General features: G+C 54.9%; 10 protein-coding genes. 8 read left to right on the top strand and 2 right to left on the bottom strand.

Annotated elements, in window-relative coordinates; all coding sequences use genetic code 11:
- Window positions 1–39: 39 nt before the first annotated feature.
- The 3 genes from MFFC18_RS12755 to MFFC18_RS12745 all read left to right on the top strand — a co-directional run bounded on the left by MFFC18_RS12755 (window position 40) and on the right by MFFC18_RS12745 (window position 5,341).
- Window positions 40–492 (top strand): DoxX family protein, encoded by a 453-nt coding sequence (locus MFFC18_RS12755; RefSeq protein ID WP_075084314.1) that lies wholly within the window; start codon window positions 40–42, stop codon window positions 490–492.
- 131 nt (window positions 493–623) lie between these two features.
- Entirely contained in the window at window positions 624–1,982 is a 1,359-nt protein-coding gene (locus MFFC18_RS12750) for an efflux RND transporter periplasmic adaptor subunit (protein ID WP_075084313.1), read from the top strand.
- Window positions 1,979–5,341 carry an efflux RND transporter permease subunit gene (locus MFFC18_RS12745; protein WP_075084312.1) on the top strand — a complete coding sequence of 1,121 codons (3,363 nt, stop codon included), beginning with the start codon at window positions 1,979–1,981 and terminating at the stop codon, window positions 5,339–5,341. The genes MFFC18_RS12750 and MFFC18_RS12745 overlap by 4 nt, the downstream gene beginning before the upstream one ends.
- Window positions 5,342–5,410: 69 nt before the next feature.
- On the opposite strand, the gene MFFC18_RS12740 is transcribed toward MFFC18_RS12745, so the two are convergent.
- The gene (locus MFFC18_RS12740; protein ID WP_075084311.1) at window positions 5,411–6,982 is read right to left on the bottom strand and encodes a vanadium-dependent haloperoxidase; all 1,572 of its coding nucleotides are present in this window, start codon (window positions 6,980–6,982) and stop codon (window positions 5,411–5,413) included.
- Between the two features lie 178 nt (window positions 6,983–7,160).
- Between MFFC18_RS12740 and MFFC18_RS12735 the strand changes: the two genes are divergently transcribed.
- The 4 genes from MFFC18_RS12735 (at window position 7,161) to katG (ending at window position 12,661) form a co-directional block, all read left to right on the top strand.
- Window positions 7,161–8,927 (top strand): sensor histidine kinase, encoded by a 1,767-nt coding sequence (locus MFFC18_RS12735; RefSeq protein WP_084417086.1) that lies wholly within the window; start codon window positions 7,161–7,163, stop codon window positions 8,925–8,927.
- A complete protein-coding gene (locus tag MFFC18_RS12730) occupies window positions 8,924–9,556 on the top strand; it encodes a response regulator (protein WP_075084309.1) in 633 nt (210 codons plus the stop codon). Before MFFC18_RS12735 ends, MFFC18_RS12730 begins: the two co-directional genes overlap by 4 nt.
- A 136-nt stretch (window positions 9,557–9,692) precedes the next feature.
- Window positions 9,693–10,124, top strand: coding sequence for a Fur family transcriptional regulator (locus MFFC18_RS12725; protein WP_075084308.1), 432 nt, complete (start codon window positions 9,693–9,695; stop codon window positions 10,122–10,124).
- A gap of 293 nt (window positions 10,125–10,417) precedes the next feature.
- The gene (katG, locus tag MFFC18_RS12720; protein ID WP_238381249.1) at window positions 10,418–12,661 is read left to right on the top strand and encodes a catalase/peroxidase HPI; all 2,244 of its coding nucleotides are present in this window, start codon (window positions 10,418–10,420) and stop codon (window positions 12,659–12,661) included.
- A gap of 105 nt (window positions 12,662–12,766) precedes the next feature.
- Here the strand turns inward: katG and dnaX are convergent, their stop codons facing one another.
- A complete protein-coding gene (gene dnaX / locus MFFC18_RS12715; RefSeq protein ID WP_075084307.1) occupies window positions 12,767–14,863 on the bottom strand; it encodes a DNA polymerase III subunit gamma/tau in 2,097 nt (698 codons plus the stop codon).
- Window positions 14,864–15,088: 225 nt separating this feature from the next.
- On the opposite strand from dnaX, the gene MFFC18_RS12710 reads away from it, so the two are divergent.
- Entirely contained in the window at window positions 15,089–16,717 is a 1,629-nt protein-coding gene (locus MFFC18_RS12710) for a trypsin-like peptidase domain-containing protein (RefSeq protein ID WP_162273944.1), read from the top strand.
- Window positions 16,718–16,755 lie beyond the last annotated feature (38 nt).

Below are 16,755 nucleotides of genomic sequence, written 5' to 3'. Positions count from 1 at the left end.
AATCCGAACTGACGAATGAACTTGACTCGGGAATAGAAAATGAAACTGGACAATGAACACCTGGCTTCCGCTGGCATGCTGTTACTTCGAATCGGAATCGGAGCCATGATGTTGGTCCATGGGCTTGCGAAGCTCAACGGATTCAACGAGATGTCCGGTTCGTTCCCCGATCCCATGGGCGTCGGTAGCCAGTTGAGCTTAATTCTGGCGATTGGAGCAGAAGTCGGTTGTTCGGTTCTGCTGATGGTCGGTTTAGGGACTCGGTTGGCAGCCATTCCATTGGCTTTCACGATGATCGTTGCCCTTTTTGTCGTTCATGGATCAGATCCATGGAAAGCCAAAGAGCTTGCTGCGGTTTATCTGTTGGTGTACTCGACGCTGGTGCTGACTGGTCCGGGCAAGTTTTCACTCGACCACGTCTTGCTTAATCGGAAGGCTTCGTCATCGGCAAAGGATTCGCCCGAGGGTCATGCAGCGCCGACGGCAGGCTAGTCGTCGCACGCCGTGATCGCTGATGCGTCGACTAATCCGCTCGCGAACCCAAAATTTATTTCTCGCCGCTTCGGCAATCAAAGGTCAACATCGTGAATCAACCATCCAGATCCCCCAGAATCCTCCTCGCTATGATCGCCGCGTTCGCAATTGCGTCCGCGGCGATCGTGAGTGGGTGCAGCCAATCGTCCGGCCAGGCTCCGCCGCGACCCATGCCGTCCGTCACTGTCGCCACGCCGATCACGAAGACGATTGTCGAATGGGACGCCTATGCCGGGCGACTTGAAGCCGTGGATTTGGTTGAGATTCGAGCTCGTGTCAGCGGCTACTTGCAGTCGGTGGACTTCACCGAAGGCCAGATCGTGGAAAAAGGTGATCTGTTGTTCGTCGTCGATCCACGGCCTTTCGAAACCGAGCTTAACGCTGCGAAAGCACGCTATCGCCAAGCCGAATCGAAGCTGGTTCAATCGCGAGCCATGCTGAACGAAGCCAAAGCCCGAAAGCTTCAGTCCGACGCGCAGCTTCGGCTGGCTCAGGCTCGATATCGACGCGCACAATCGCTTGGCCAGAGCAACGCGATCTCTCGCGAAGAAATTGACGAAAGCGAAGCCGAGTTCACGCAAGCCGAAGCCGATATGGAAGGCGTCAAGGCAGGCATCGCGTCGGCCGAAGCAGCTTTGGCGACAGCCGAAGCCGAAGTTGGCGTTGCCGCTGCCGGAATCGAAACGGCGGAACTCAATCTTGAATACACACACATCCGCGCCCCGGTAACCGGGCGCGTGAGCCGCAAGTACATCACCGAAGGAAACCTCATCGCTGGCGGTTCGGCAACTTCGTCGTTGCTAACAACAATTGCTTCGATGAGTCCCATTTATTGCGTGTTTGACGCCAACGAGCAGGACGTCCTCAAGTATGTCCGGTTGGCTCGTTCTGGCGAACGTGAAAGTTCACGAGTCGTGAAAAACCCTGCTTTTCTGGGCCTCGTTGACGAGGAAGGCTTTCCGCACAAAGGCTACATGGACTTCGTCGACAATCGCTTCGACGTGCAAACGGCCAGCATGCGAGCCCGAGCCGTTTTCGACAATGAAGACCAACTTCTCTTGCCGGGCATGTTTGCTCGGATCCGAATTCCCGGAAGTGCACCTCGAGAATCCGTTCTGATTCCGGACTCATCGATCGGTACCGATCAGTCATCGCAGTATGTCTACGTTGTCGTCGATGGAGTGATTGAACGTCGAACGGTAACGCTTGGCCCGATCGTGGATGGTCTGCGTGTGGTCCGCGAAGGACTGACCGGGAAGGAATCGTTGGTCATCGAAGGGCTGTTGCAGGCCCGGCCGGACGCCAAGGTGACAACGGTGCAAGGGACGATCGAACTGGTCGAAGACGGACTGCCGGACAGCTACACCATCGCGCCGCAAGCACAGCCTGATTCTGCTGAAAAGGCCATCGCTTCCGCTAAAGTCAACTCAGCAGAGGTGGTCCAGTGAAGTTTCCTCACTTTTTCATCGAACGACCGATCTTCGCGTCGGTTCTTTCGTTCCTGATCGTCCTTGTGGGCGGGATCGTCTATTTCTCGCTGCCAGTTTCGCAGTACCCGAGCGTTGCACCGCCGACGGTCCTGGTCCGAGCCAGCTATCCGGGTGCGACTCCGGAAGTCATCGCCGACACTGTCGCGACTCCGATCGAGCAAGAAATGAACGGCGTGGACGACATGCTGTACATGGAGTCGTCGTCGAGTTCCGACGGGACGATGCAGCTGACGGTCACGTTCAAGCTGGGTACCGACCTCGACGATGCTCAGGTGCTCGTGCAGAACCGGGTTGCGATCGCCGAGTCGCGACTGCCTGAGCAAGTGCGTCAGATCGGCGTCACGACGACGAAGCAGATTCCTGACATGTTGATGGTGGTCCACCTCAAGTCGCCGGACGAAAGCCGAGATCAACTTTACATCAGCAACTACGCTTACCTCCGCGTTCGCGACGCGTTGATGCGGCTCGATGGAGTCGGCGAAATTCGTATCGCTGGCGGCAACGAGTACGCGATGCGAGTCTGGCTGGACATCGAACGAATGATGCACGTCGATCTGACCGCCGGCGATGTGTTGGAATCGATCAGAAACCAGAATGTGCAAGTCGCTGCCGGCGTGATTGGCCAACCGCCCAACGACGAAACGGGTGACTTTCAGTTGAACGTCACAACGCAAGGCAGATTGCTGAACGAAGAAGAGTTTGGCAACATCATCGTCAAGCGGGGAACCGAAGGTCGTGTTACCCGTCTGCGTGACGTGGCCCGAATTGAGCTCGGGGCTCAGGACTATTCCCGGCTGAGCTACCTTGATGGACAGAACGCAATCGCGATTCTCGTCTACCAGCGTCCAGGGACCAACGCCGTCGATACAGCTGCTGAAGTCAAGAAGACAATGGCTGAACTGGAAGCTGACTTTCCCGAAGGCATCGGCTACGAGATCGCATACAACCCCACCGACTACGTTGCCGAATCTATCGACGAAGTGACGCAAACGCTGTTCTACACCACGCTGTTTGTCGTGTTGACGGTGTTCGTGTTCCTGCATGGTTGGCGGCCGACGATCATCCCCGTAATTGCGATTCCAATTTCCCTCGTTGGAACGTTTGCCATGATGCAATTCCTTGGCGTCACGCTCAATACGCTGTCGCTGTTCGGGTTGGTGTTGGCGATTGGGATCGTGGTGGATGATGCGATTGTGGTGGTGGAGAACGTCGAACGCTTGATCGCACAAGGCTTAAGCCCGCGTGAAGCAACGCACAAGGCGATGGACGAAGTCGGTTCCGCACTGATTGCCACGACGTTGGTGTTGATTGCCGTCTTCGTGCCGACCGTTTTCGTGCCTGGAATCAGCGGTCAGTTCTATCAACAATTCGCGTTGACGATCTCAATCTCGACAGCCATTTCAACCTTCGTTTCGTTGACGCTCAGTCCGGCACTTTGCGCGATTTTGCTCAAGCCGAAGGGTGCTGAGAAAGGACGCATTGAGCGGATCGCGGACTTTCTGTTCGGCTGGTTCTTTCGCTTGTTCAATCGAACGTTTGACTTCAGCAGCAACGCTTACGCCAGCGTCATTGGGCGGCTGGTGAAAAAGTCCAGCTTTGCGATCGCACTGTATGTCGTGCTGCTCGTGTGTACCGGTTTGAGTTTCCGGCTGGTTCCCAATGGCTTCATTCCGAATCAGGATCAGGGCTACATCATCGTCAGCATCGGCTTGCCTGACGGAGCATCGTTAGCGCGAACGGATAAGGTGACTCGTCGCGTTGCCGAGATTGGAAAGTCAATCGATGGCGTGAAGCACGCGGTTGGCATCGCTGGCCTTTCCGGTTCAACGTTTACGATCAAGCCGAACGCAGCCGTGACGTTTTTGCCATTGGAAGACGCCAAGGATCGAGCCAGTCGTGGTCGCGGGGTTCAGCAGATTGCTGCAGACTTGCGTCGTGAAGTCGCCAGCATCAATGAAGCCCAGATTTTGATCATTCCTCCGCCTCCCATCCGCGGTATTGGTCGTGGTGGCGGATTCAAGATGTACGTTCAGGATCGCGGCGGCGCCGGATTGAATAAACTCAACGAAGTCGCCGGCACAATGTTGGCCAAATCGAATGCACAACCCGGTTTGCAGCAGGTGTACACGAACTTGCGGATGAACGTGCCACAGGTCTACGCCAGCGTGGATCGAGTAAAAGCCGAAATGCTTAACGTGCCCGTGAACAACGTGTTTCAGGCTCTGCAAGTTTATCTTGGTTCCGTCTACGTCAACGATTTCAACTTCCTTGGTCGAACCTATCGGGTCACCGCGCAGGCGGAACCGGAGTTTCGTGACCAGGCCGAAGACATTTTGAATATTCGAACGCGAAGTGCGACTGGATCGACTGTTTCGCTTGGCTCGCTGGTCGAAGTCACCCACACGGCAGGTCCGGACCGTATTGTTCGCTTCAATCTGTTCCCGTCAGCCGACCTCAACGGTTCGACAGTTCCCGGTTTCAGCACGGGCGAATCGTTGACGACGATGGAAAGGCTCGCGGATGAAAATCTCCCGCCAGGTTTTGGCTACGCGTGGACAGAGATCGCGTTTCAGGAACGACAGGCCGGGAACACGATTGTGTTCTTGTTTCCGCTGGCTGTCCTGTTCGTGTTCCTGGCGTTGGCGGCCCAGTATGAAAGCTGGTTGTTGCCGCTGGCCATCATTCTGATCGTTCCGCTGTGCCTGCTGTTTGCACTCGTCGGAGTCTGGTTTCGCGGAATGGACAACAATATTTTGACTCAGATCGGCTTCATTGTTCTGATCGGTCTGGCGTGTAAAAACGCGATTCTGATCGTCGAATTTGCGAAGGCCGAGGAGGATGCGGGCAAGTCACGTTTTCAAGCCGCGATTGATGCGTGCCGTTTGCGTTTGCGTCCGATTTTGATGACGGCGTTTTCGTTCATCCTCGGAGTCGTGCCTCTACTGATCGCAACAGGTGCCGGTTTCGAAATGCGACGTGTGCTCGGCACCGCCGTGTTCGCCGGAATGATGGGCGTGACGCTGTTCGGGCTGTTTCTGACGCCGGTTTTCTACGTTGTCCTTCGCGGCATCGGAGGTTCTTCGGAAGATAAACCGAGCGATGAGATTTCGCATCGGACTGACGAAGCAAAGCTGGCTGCAGGAGCTTCGGGAGTTGCCGCAGCGGGTTCGGAAACGAATTCAGCAGGCGAACCGACGGCTGCGATGGAACTTCCTGAGTCCGATATCGTTCCGCTGGATGAGTCTTCCGACGACGAGGATGAACAACAGTCGGAAAGCGAAACTGAGAAAGAATTTAACGACGAACAGGAAGAGTAAACAAACAGTCCTCGCTGCGGCGTTTGACTACCACAGCGAGGACAGCTCATTTTGCAAGATTCGTAGCAATTACTTGCGTGAAAGGTAAGCATCCATCGATTTTGGCCGATAGGTTCCGTCAATGTGGGCCTGGATTTTGGGCCAGATGTGCTTCGCGACATCACGTCCGAGTTTCAAACCTGCGATGTTGTCGGACTGGATGTGGTATCCCCCCATCACACGGGAGATGCCAGCCAGTTCGGCAGCAGCGGTGAAGGTAGGGATCGGCAGCATCACGTCGCAAGATGCGTGTTCTTCTCCGATAATCTCGGCCAGCGGTCGGCCGTCGAGTGTCTGCATTTGTTCACACGTAAATCCGCTTTCGGTCAACTCGCCCGCGTGACGAGGCTCCACAAAGCCGCATTCGTCGCTGCCCGTGAACAGCTTCAGGATTTCTGCACAACCGCCACTGATGCAACTGTGCCCCGAAACGTAACCGGGAAACGGTGGCGTGATGAAAGAGCTCGGTGAATACGGATGCCACTCGTCCCCCAAAATGTCCGCGACGCCTTTTCCAGGCCCGCGCCAGCCTTTGATCGTCTTGCCTTTGTAGTAGTGGCGAACCAAAGTCCATGGTCGCGAGCTGTCGTAGTATCGCTTTGATTCCCACGACGCAATGAACGTGTCCAGAGCACAGTTGCCCACCGTGAAGAACAGTTTAACGTCGCGATCAAGATCGTTTTGGTCACGCATTGAAACCACCATGGCGAATTTCAGCCAATGACCGGATTGACCCGTCGAACGGGGACCATCGCGCATGAATTCGACGATGGCTTTCTGTTCCGGTGTCAACGAAGCATTGAACTTAATGCACTCGTCAACTTCCTGCTTAAGCTGATCGCTGCCAACGAGCGGAGGTGGTCCAGGGCGAAACTGATCGGCACTCTCAAGACCAAACGTTTTGACTCGATACCAGTGCGGTGTCAGAAATCCCATCTCAATCTTGCCGCCTTTGCCGTCGTCGAACGGAATTATCTGCCAGCGATCGGGGTCATTCGTCCTGTCAGATGGATTCACGGGGCGATACATCGTGTAATCAGAATACGGTTCGCCATTGGAACCCTCCTCATCGCCTAATTGATTGGCTCCGTCGTGATGTCGAAACTCGAGCACCTTTCGAGCGACGTAGTTCCCGATCCCGATTGGAGTGGTCAGGTTCTCCGACTTATCTGCAGGGTCGTAGCCGGCCTTCTTCATTTCCTCGGTCAGGTAATCAGCGAAGTTTGGATACTGGTCGACGCAAGTCCGGTACATCGCGTAAGCGATCGCAGTTTCCTTGTTCGCCAGAGTTCGCTCGGATTCGGGACGACGGAGAGATCCGCCAAGCAACGTTCCGACAGCTTTATCATCGTAGGCTGCCCAGGCGTCAAACATGGCCGTGATTGGAATCGCCATTTGCCGCGACAGAATCGTAGGCATTGCTCCGACCCGTTCGACATCGCGTGCCGCCGCTTCGAGCATCACGCCCGTCCAATGATAGGCCGCTGAAGGTTTGTGTTTGACCTGTGAATTGTTATTCTCGGGTATCTGCTGAGCTACGGAACTCAAAGACGTGAGAGTGACGATTGCTAAAACGGCAGAAAGCCGTAAAAGATGACGCATGGTGGTAGGCCTCAGAAAATCGAACGTGCCAAATGTGGAGATGATGCACAATTGTTCCCTCTGGCTTGGACAACGTCTGTAGACGAACGCGGTCCGGCTTGTGGCAATTTGGCTACAGCTGGCACCATTTGTCGAATGGCCGATACGTCACAGGCTGTTTAAAGGCTACGATTGGAGCATGAAAACAGAGTCCACCAGTTCCCGCCATACACCCACGATCAGCCAGCGACAGATGTGGGTCGTTGCCCTCGTTACGTGGCTGCTGGCGGTGTTTTTGGCCGTGATCTATCTTCAGGAGCGAAGCAAAGAGTGGCAGTTGCGGTCCGAGCAGTCGAAGTATCGGCTTGAGCTGGCACAGGAGATCGTGTCGCGAAATCTTGATCGCGTACGCGCCGATCTGCTGTTCGTTGCAAAGCTTCCAACGGTGAAGTCCGCCAATAAGAAGACCCCCGAGTCGTTACGTGAAACAGAAGCCGGATTTGCAGCATTCCTGGCCAGTCAGAAAACCTACAGCCAGATTCGTTTGATCGATCGCAAGGGAATGGAAGTCGTTCGTGTCGACTGGAACGGCAGCGAGGCGAATGTCGTCCCGGTTCGTGACTTGCAGGACAAAGCCGAACGATACTACGTGAGCGATTCTCTTTCCCTGGAACCTGGGGAGATGTTCACTTCGGAATTCGACCTCAATGAAGAACAGGGCGAGATCGAGCGACCTCTCCGTCCGGTAATTCGATTTGTTACTCCCGTGCCTGATAGCGGGCAGCCGGGAAATTTGCTGGTATTCAACTATGAGGGCTCCGACTTGCTGAGGGAGTTGGCGAGCATCTCACTACCGGGGCGCACGTATCTGGTTCGCAACGACGGGCAATTCCTGCTTGCACCAACCAGCCAGTCGGCGTGGGGGTGGATACTTGGACACCATCAGAATTTCGAATCTGTTTTTAAAGGATTGAGTCTTGCAAGTATTTCGGAGGACCAAGTCGTACAAACGCCGCACGGTTGTTTCTCAGCTCGGCAGCTCGCGCCCGAGTCGCGTGGTTCCGGCTTCAGCAACGTTCCCCCCGGGCTTCGGTTAGTGTCTCATTTTTCAGTCGAAGAAACGTTTGTTCGCTCCCGGCAATTGCTCTATTGGCTGTTGGCATTGGGCGGAGTCATGTTGGTCCCGCTGGCTCTCGTAACTCGTTTTTGGGCGGCTGCGATTGATCGTCGTGAATTGCAGAATCAACGTGTGGCGGATTCGGAAAAACGGTTGAGGGAACTTTCTTCGCGATTGGTCAACTTGCAGGAAGACGAAAGGCGCGCGATCTCTCGCGAAATCCACGATTCGTTGGGTCAGCAGGCGACGGCGATCAACCTTAATCTACGACTGTTAAAAGGGAATTTGAATGCTGACAGCGAGCCGCAACTGGAGATGTTGATTGACGAAAGCGAACAGCTTTTGTCGCATTTGCACGGCTTTGCGACGCGAGTTCGGCCGGCAGAACTCGACGATATTGGACTCAAAGAAGCTGTCCAAAGCCACATCTGGGATTTTGAATCACGGACGGGAATCGATTGCGAGTTTCGCTGGAACGTTGTCGATTTGAAAGTCGATGAAACGATCGAGGAAAACGTTTTTAGGCTGGTTCAGGAATCGCTTAACAACATTGCGAAACACGCGCAAGCAAAACTTGCGTCGGTCGAACTCAAGTTTGAAGAATCTGAAAATGGCTCCGAGCTTCAATTGATCATCCTCGACGATGGCGTTGGCCTTAAAGCCGATTCTGGTGCCAGCGGAAACACAGGGGATGAGCAGGCAACTGCCTCAGGCAGTTCGGGGCGACTTGGGATGTTGGGGATGAAAGAACGAGTCGAACTGCTTGGTGGACGAATCGACGTCACCACGCGAAACACTGGCGGCGCAGCCATAAAAATTGAGATACCTGTGAAGGATAGCCGACGATGAAACTTGTGCTTGCTGACGATCACACCATGGTTAGGGAATCGCTTGCGCGAGTTCTTGATTCCTGCCCTTCCGTTTCCGTTGTCGAACAGGCGGGAGACGGTATCGAGCTGAAGAAAGTGATCGAGAAAACGAAGCCAGAATTTGTGATCATGGACTACTCGATGCCTAACCATCAGGCCGTCGACGCGATCGGTGACTTTTTAAGCACGTATCCCAAAATGAAGATCGTCGTATTGACGGTTCATGAGAATATTCACTACGCCGTGCGCGTGCTCAACGCCGGAGCGCATGGATACCTTATTAAAGCCGCCGCGGTTGACGAATTGCTGGGCGCGATCGAAGCCGTCAAGCACGGAAACGTTTACGTGTCGCGGAAGATTGCAGACAAGGTCTGGCAGCAACTACGCGCCGGCAAGGATGGGAAAACGGGCTTGGGTTCGTTGTCGACCAGAGAGCTGGAAGTGCTGAAGTTGCTCGCCGAAGGACACTCGCTGCAAGAGAGCGCCAACGAACTCGGCATCAAGGTCAGCACTGTTTCGACTTATCGCAGTCGGATCATGGAAAAACTGTCGTTAAAATCCAACGGCGAACTGCTTCGATTCGCGATCGACAACCAGATCATTACCTAGCAGCCGATCTCGAGATGAACACAAAACGTGGACAGCTGTGAATCAGCAACATCCTGATTTCATGGCCATTACATTCTCTGAAAATTAACAAAGTCTGATTCTTGACAGAGTACAGATTCGCGGGTAGAACAATCGTATGACCACAGATCCAGCCAATTTATTACGTGAAAACGGGGTTCAGGTCACCGCGCAGCGAGTCGCAGTGCTGAGGGTGGTATCCGCCCAACCGCATTCGACCGCCGATGAGGTGGCCGTTGCCGTTCGAGCTGAAATCGGAGCGATTTCCCGGCAGGCCGTCTATGACGCGTTGGGAATTCTCTCAGAAAAGCATCTCATTCGGCGAATCCAACCCGCAGGTTCACCGGCCCTTTATGAGGACCGAGTCGGTGACAATCACCATCACGTGATTTGTCGCACTTGTGGAAAGACCGCGGATGTTGACTGCGCCGTCGGATCGGCTCCTTGCCTGAACGCGTCTTGCGATTCAGGTTTTGAGATCGACGAAGCGGAAGTCATCTATTGGGGGACATGTCCTCAATGTGCGGCGTCGCGGAATGTAGAGACTTAGTCTTTCCTTCGGCGTGTCGGCGAGCTGGATCTGGGGACGACCAATCAACCCTGGAAAATACGGAGAATGAAATGTTAGTTAAAGCGAGCAAACGTCTCGTGCTTGCCGCCGTCATTGTCGGCTGCTCAGTAGGAGCCAACATGGTTGTGGCTCAAAGCGAATCAGCGCAAGTCGATGCAGCTCAAGTTGCAAACGACGACGCTCCTCACGCCACGAAAATCCTTGGCGTGAATACTGCTGAAGGAGTCACTTGCCCGGTGACTGGTAAGACTTACACTTCAGCCTCGGCGGCAATGGCGACATCTGCCCACGCGACTACTGAACTTGCCAAAACTGCGATGGCGAAAGCTGCACCAGCGGCGGCCAAGGCCGTGGCGCCTGCTGCTCCCGCGCCTCAGGTTCACATTGCGTACGCGAACCGTGATTGGTGGCCGAACCAGCTTCGGCTGGACGTCCTTCATCAGAACACGCCCAACAGCAGCCCGCTTGGAGCGGACTTCGACTACGCGGCCGAGTTCCAAAAACTTGATCTCGCCGAAGTCAAAAAAGACATCGAAGAAGTGCTCACGACCTCACAGGATTGGTGGCCAGCCGACTACGGTCACTACGGTCCATTCATGATCCGTCTTGCGTGGCACAGCGCTGGTACTTACCGAACCAATGATGGTCGCGGTGGTGCTTCGTCTGGAACGATTCGTTTCGCACCGCTCAATAGCTGGCCGGACAACGGAAACCTCGACAAAGCGCGTCGCGTGCTGTGGCCGGTCAAGAAAAAGTATGGCAACAAACTTTCGTGGGCAGACCTGATCATTTTGACAGGCAACGTTTCCCTTGAGTCGATGGGTTTTGAGACTTTCGGCTTCTCGGGCGGACGCGCCGACGTTTGGGCACCGGAATCTGAGATCTACTGGGGCCCGGAAAGCGAATGGTTGGCTGACAACCGCTATTCGGCTGACAAACAGCTCGAAAATCCGCTGGCAGCGTCTCAAATGGGCCTGATCTACGTCAACCCACAAGGTCCTAACGGCAAGCCGGATCCTCTCGCTGCTGCGGTTGATATCCGATTGACGTTTGGGCGCATGGCGATGAACGACGAAGAAACCGTCGCCCTGATCGCCGGTGGTCACACGTTTGGAAAAGCTCATGGTGCTGCTGATCCAGCCAAATTCGTGGACGTCGAGCCTGAAGCGGCCGGTCTGGAAATGCAGGGTCTCGGCTGGAAGAACTCGTTTGGAAAAGGCAACGGATCGGACACGATTACCAGTGGCCTCGAAGGCGCCTGGACATCAACTCCGGCCCAATGGTCAACCGGTTACTTCGATAACCTTTTCGGTTTCGAGTGGGAATTGACCAAGAGCCCGGCGGGCGCATTGCAATGGAAGCCGAAAGACGGTGGCGGCGAAGGCTCTGTTCCTGACGCTCACATTGCGAACAAGTCACATGCTCCGATGATGTTCACGACGGACATCTCAATGAAAGTGGATCCAATCTACGGTCCAATTTCAAAACGCTTTCATGAGAATCCGGAAGAGTTCGAAAAAGCGTTCGCCAAAGCCTGGTACAAGCTTACGCATCGTGACATGGGGCCGCACGTTCTGTGTTTGGGACCTGAAGTTCCGGAAGCACAATTGTGGCAGGATCCGATTCCAAAAGTCGATTACGAAGTAATCGGCGACGCGGACATCAAGACGCTCAAAGGCAAAATTCTTGAATCCAACCTTTCGGTATCTCAGCTTGTTTCTGCAGCTTGGGCTTCGGCTTCAACGTTCCGCGGAACGGACAAGCGTGGTGGTGCCAACGGTGCTCGTATTCGCTTGGCTCCACAGAAAGACTGGGCTGTCAATCAACCGGCTGAGCTGGCAAAGGTCATCACGGCTCTGGAGAAAGTTCAGGCTGATTTCAACACCGGCGGTAAGCAGGTTTCAATGGCGGACTTGATCGTGTTGGGCGGTTGCGTTGGTGTTGAGAAAGCTGCCAAAGAAGCTGGCCACGAGATCGAAGTCCCGTTTACTCCGGGACGTGCAGACACGACTGCAGAGCTTACCGACGTCGATTCATTCGATGTGCTTGAGCCAAAAGTCGATGGCTTTCGCAACTATATGACCGACTACGGACAACGTCGCCGACCGGAAGAAATGTTGGTCGACCGGGCTCATTTGCTGACGCTGTCGGCTCCTGAGATGACCGTGTTGGTGGGCGGACTTCGCGTGCTCGATCCAAACTTCGGCAATTCCGAAGTCGGAGTGCTGACGGATCGTAAAGGCGCTCTGACCAATGATTTCTTCGTCAATCTGCTGGATTCCGGGGTCATCTGGAAGAAAGCTCCCAAGGGCGAAAACATGTACGAAGGCCTCGACGCAGACACGGGCGACGTTCGCTGGAAAGCAACGGGCGTGGACCTCGTTCTCGGGTCGAACTCGCAATTGCGTGCGTTGTCGGAAGTCTACGCGTGCAGCGATTCAGGAGACCAGTTCGTGAAAGATTTCGTCAAAGCCTGGGACAAGGTGATGAATCTCGATCGCTTTGATCTAAAGTAGTGACATCGGTTAATTGGGAAGCGCCGTTTGATGAAGGCCGCGAGTTGTTGCTCGCGGCCTTTTTTCATGCACACTCAAACGGTTCGGAAAATGAATTCTCAAAACCTAACTTCGTTGAACGCTTTTCGGGTCGAAATAGTCCGCGACCTGGCCGTCGAAAATGGTGACCGCCTGTTTGACAAATTCGTTGTCGTTGAGCACGCGAATCTGCTGCACGCGTGAGAGCGTTGGAGCAATGTTGTTCCGATTCGGAGCGTTCTTTGACAGCACAAAGTCGACTCGGATGCGACGCCCGGCCAAATTGTAAATCGCCTCTTCGATCTTGGACTTGCTCTCGGTTCGCGAGCACATTTTTCGATGCATCGCGTCGAACAACGCGACTTCGATGTGATCTGCGGAACATTCTTTGAGCGTGTCAAAGTTCGACGCCATGTCGGCAGTCATATCGCCCATCGACTGAAGGGCTGAGCGATAAAGAGCGCTCAAGCTACTTGGCGAACCACCGCTCGGGGGCTCTGATGTTGCAGTCGCTTCAGACGCTGTCGATGCTGAAGCGAGCGGCGACGCTGTAGCCCCCAGTGCCGTCGCGGGAGATAAACCGGAGCCAGCGGAGTTAGCCGGGTTTGCGACGGACGAACCGCCGGCAGGCTTGTTTGCGCTTGCGATGGAGGTCGACTGCGAACTTTCCGTCGCTGCCGCCATTTGCGAGCCATTCGATGCGGAAGCCGAAGACGCCTGCGCAGGCGATCGGTTGTTTTGCGGGTTGGCGGAGTTGTTCGCCGAAGGCTGTTTTGCGGTTTCAGGATTCGATGGAGTCTCTGGCGCAGCGGCTGCGGAATTGTTCGTTGCAGCTGAATCTTGGGTCGCCGTCGGAGCGGCGGTTGCCGTTGAAGAAGCACCGTTTGAGTGCCCTCCGTCCGCGGAACTGTCGGGTGCTGCACCGCCATGAGATGCAAAACGGCCCGTGGCCGAATCAACTACCTTTTTTTTTACGCTCCCGGAAGTTTGCACCACCGCTTTGCCGGCTGGCATATTCTTCAGCGAGTTCACCAAATCGGAAATCGATTCAAGGTGTTCCAGGTTGGAAATTCGAACTGCGGCGACTTCCAACAGCACCCTCGCGTGCAAGCTGGACTGCATTCGCACCACTGCTGTGTCGAGAATCTGGACGATCGTCAGCATTGTCTGCAACCCCAGCTGCTTTCCGACTTCGCGCAGTCCGTCAGCATCCGAGGCTGAACAGCTTTGTAAAACCTCATCGCCGCAACCGATATGCGTGGCCATCATGTCGCGAAAATAGCCCAACAACTGGCCCGTCAACTGTCCCGCGTCGACGCCGTCGGCAATGCTTTGGTGAATCAGATTCATCGTCGTTTTCGAATCGTGAGCCGTCATCGCGCTCGCCAACTCTGCAATGCGACTCATGTCCGTCGTGCCCAAAAGCTGATGGACTTCGTCAACGCTGATGTCGTCGCCGCAAAACGAAAACAGCTGCTCTAACAGTGACTGGCTATCTCGCATCGAACCGTTGGCTCGCCGGGCCAGCAATTGCAATGCCTCGTCGCTGGCCTTCACGCCTTCGTTTTCCGCGATTTCACGCAGCCGATTTGTAATCTCGTTCGGTTGCACCGGAGAGAAATCGTACCTTTGGCAGCGAGACAGCACCGTGATCGGAATCTTTTGCGGGTCCGTTGTGCAGAAGATGAACTTCACATGTCCCGGCGGTTCTTCCAGCGTCTTCAGCAGCGCGTTGAAAGCCTGCTGAGTCAGCATGTGAACTTCGTCGATAATGTAAATCTTATAGCGACCGCGGCCCGGTCGAATCGCAGCATTGGACCGTAGTTGACGAATCTCATCGATGCCGCGGTTGCTGGCACCGTCGATTTCCAGCACATCCACATCTTCGCCGACGGAAACCGACTTGCAGATTTCGCACTCGTTGCAGGGTGTCGGAGTCGGGCCTTTTTCGCAGTTAAGGCATTTGGCGAAAATCCGCGCGGACGAAGTCTTGCCGACTCCGCGCGCTCCGGTAAACAGGTAGGCGTGACCAACCCGATTGGATTCAATCGCGTTGGACAGGGCTTTGGCAACGTGGCCTTGGCCAACAAGGTCGCCAAAGGCCTGCGGTCGGTAGCGGAGAGCGACAACCTGATACTGGTCGTTCGCACTGGAGGTAGTCGAATTGGCTTCTGGAAGGCTCATAATGGTCGAAATTGAGGTGTGGTGCGATGTCGATATTCTATCGTCTAAAGCCGGTCTTAAGAATGCGCCCAAACCGCCGTTTTGAAGATGCTTTCAAGGGCCCAGCAATTGCCATGCGTTGGGCCCGGTCTCTCGTTTGAATTTCGAACTCCAAAACGCTACGCTATCGACATCGTTGGGCATCCGAGTCCGGCGGAAACGATCCAAAACGCGGAAGCCACGACCATGGGACTTTTAGATATCTTCGAGCAAATTCTCCAGCCACAAAAGCAGCCCAGTCGCAACTCGGGTGGCGGTCGCAGCGCTGGACAAAGTCGTGGAGTCCGACTTCCGGATCTGGATCCAACTCCCAGGGTCGGTGACGGTGGCATTGGAGACGTGATGCACTCGGTCGTGCAAGTCGTCGCGTTGCGTGAAGGTTTTATGGGCGGCATGTCTTCGGCATGGACCGGTTCGGGAACAATCGTTCATCCGCAAGGAGTCATCCTGACCAACTGCCACGTCGCCAACCCGCGGGCGATGGGCATGTCGTCGCCGCCGGCAGACCGGTTGGGGATTGCCATCACCGAGGAATCGGATCGTGCTCCGGCGCTTTCCTACTTCGGTGAATGTGTCTGTTATGACGCGGATCTTGATCTTGCCGTGATTCGCATCGTGTGCGACGTGAAAGGACGGAAGGTCAGAAAGCTCAATCTTCCTTCGGTTGCTATAGGAGACAGCGACGAACTGGATCTTGGCGACCGAATCTCAATCTTTGGCTATCCCGGAATCGGAGGCGAGAATGTAACGTTTACGTCGGGTAGCGTTTCCGGATTCTCAAAAGAAAAAGGCGTGCGACATCCTCGGGCGTGGATTAAAACCGACGCGACAATCGCGGGCGGAAACTCAGGTGGCACCGCGGTGTGCCCCAAAGGGTTCCTGGTCGGCGTGCCAACTCAAGCGGCTGCCGGAACCGGGATTACTCCTGTCGATGCACGACCTGTGCTGGACACGAATCGAGACGGAAAGATCGACCAGCGAGACACGCCGATGGCGATCGGTGGTTTCATCAACGGGCTTCGTCCCGTCAATCTGGCAATTCCGCTGCTGGAAAAAGCCGGGATGCGAATTGGCGATGACCGTGGTCCGTCGTCTGACATGCCGGAGCACAAACCGGCGCCGATTCGTGGCTTTGATTTCGATCTGGTTCGTGAGAAGCCCGAGTTTTCGAACTTGCTGTTTTCAACACGCGTTACCGACGACGGCCGACCGATCTATCCGACGTCCAGTATCCCCGCCGGAGTCGATGAAGTTTACGCTTCTTTCGATTTCGACAACCTGCGAAATGGGATTGCCTGGAGTGTCGTTTGGATGAACGAGGGCAAAGTCATCATCGAGCAGAAGGATACCTGGGACGATGGCGAGGAAGGCCGCAAGACGGTCAAGATCGCGAACCAGCGAGGTGTTCCAAACGGAAAATACACTTTGGTCGTCGGGATCAAGGAAGAGATTGCTCTTGAAGGCGAAATGCACGTCGGACCGCTGGTCGATGAATCTGACAGTGAAATCTCTGGTCGCGTGGTCGACGGCGAATCCGGACGAGGCATCGACGGTGCGTTGGTAATCGTGCTCAAACCTCGCGTCGAAATGCGTCAATTTCTTTCGTCACGAAGAGAATCAGACGTCCAAAGCTCAACTGAGACGGATCGTGAAGGTTCATTTCAGTTGCCCGAACAACTCCCCAAAGGCAATGCGTATAGTATGGTTATCGCGGCAAGGGGATTTAAGCCGTTGACGGTCGAGCATGCTTTGCGTGTTAGTGCAGGTGCTCCCGAGCATGCCAATATCGGCGACATTGAGCTCGAAAGAGATTGAGTTCCACGACGCGAAGTTGATTTTAGCCGACTTCGAGC

The sequence above is a fragment of the Mariniblastus fucicola genome (genome assembly GCF_008087665.1).
GTDB classification, from domain to species: Bacteria; Planctomycetota; Planctomycetia; order Pirellulales; family Pirellulaceae; genus Mariniblastus; species Mariniblastus fucicola.
Note: the sequence above shows the minus strand (reverse complement) of the source record. Positions and strands in the feature narration are given on the sequence as shown.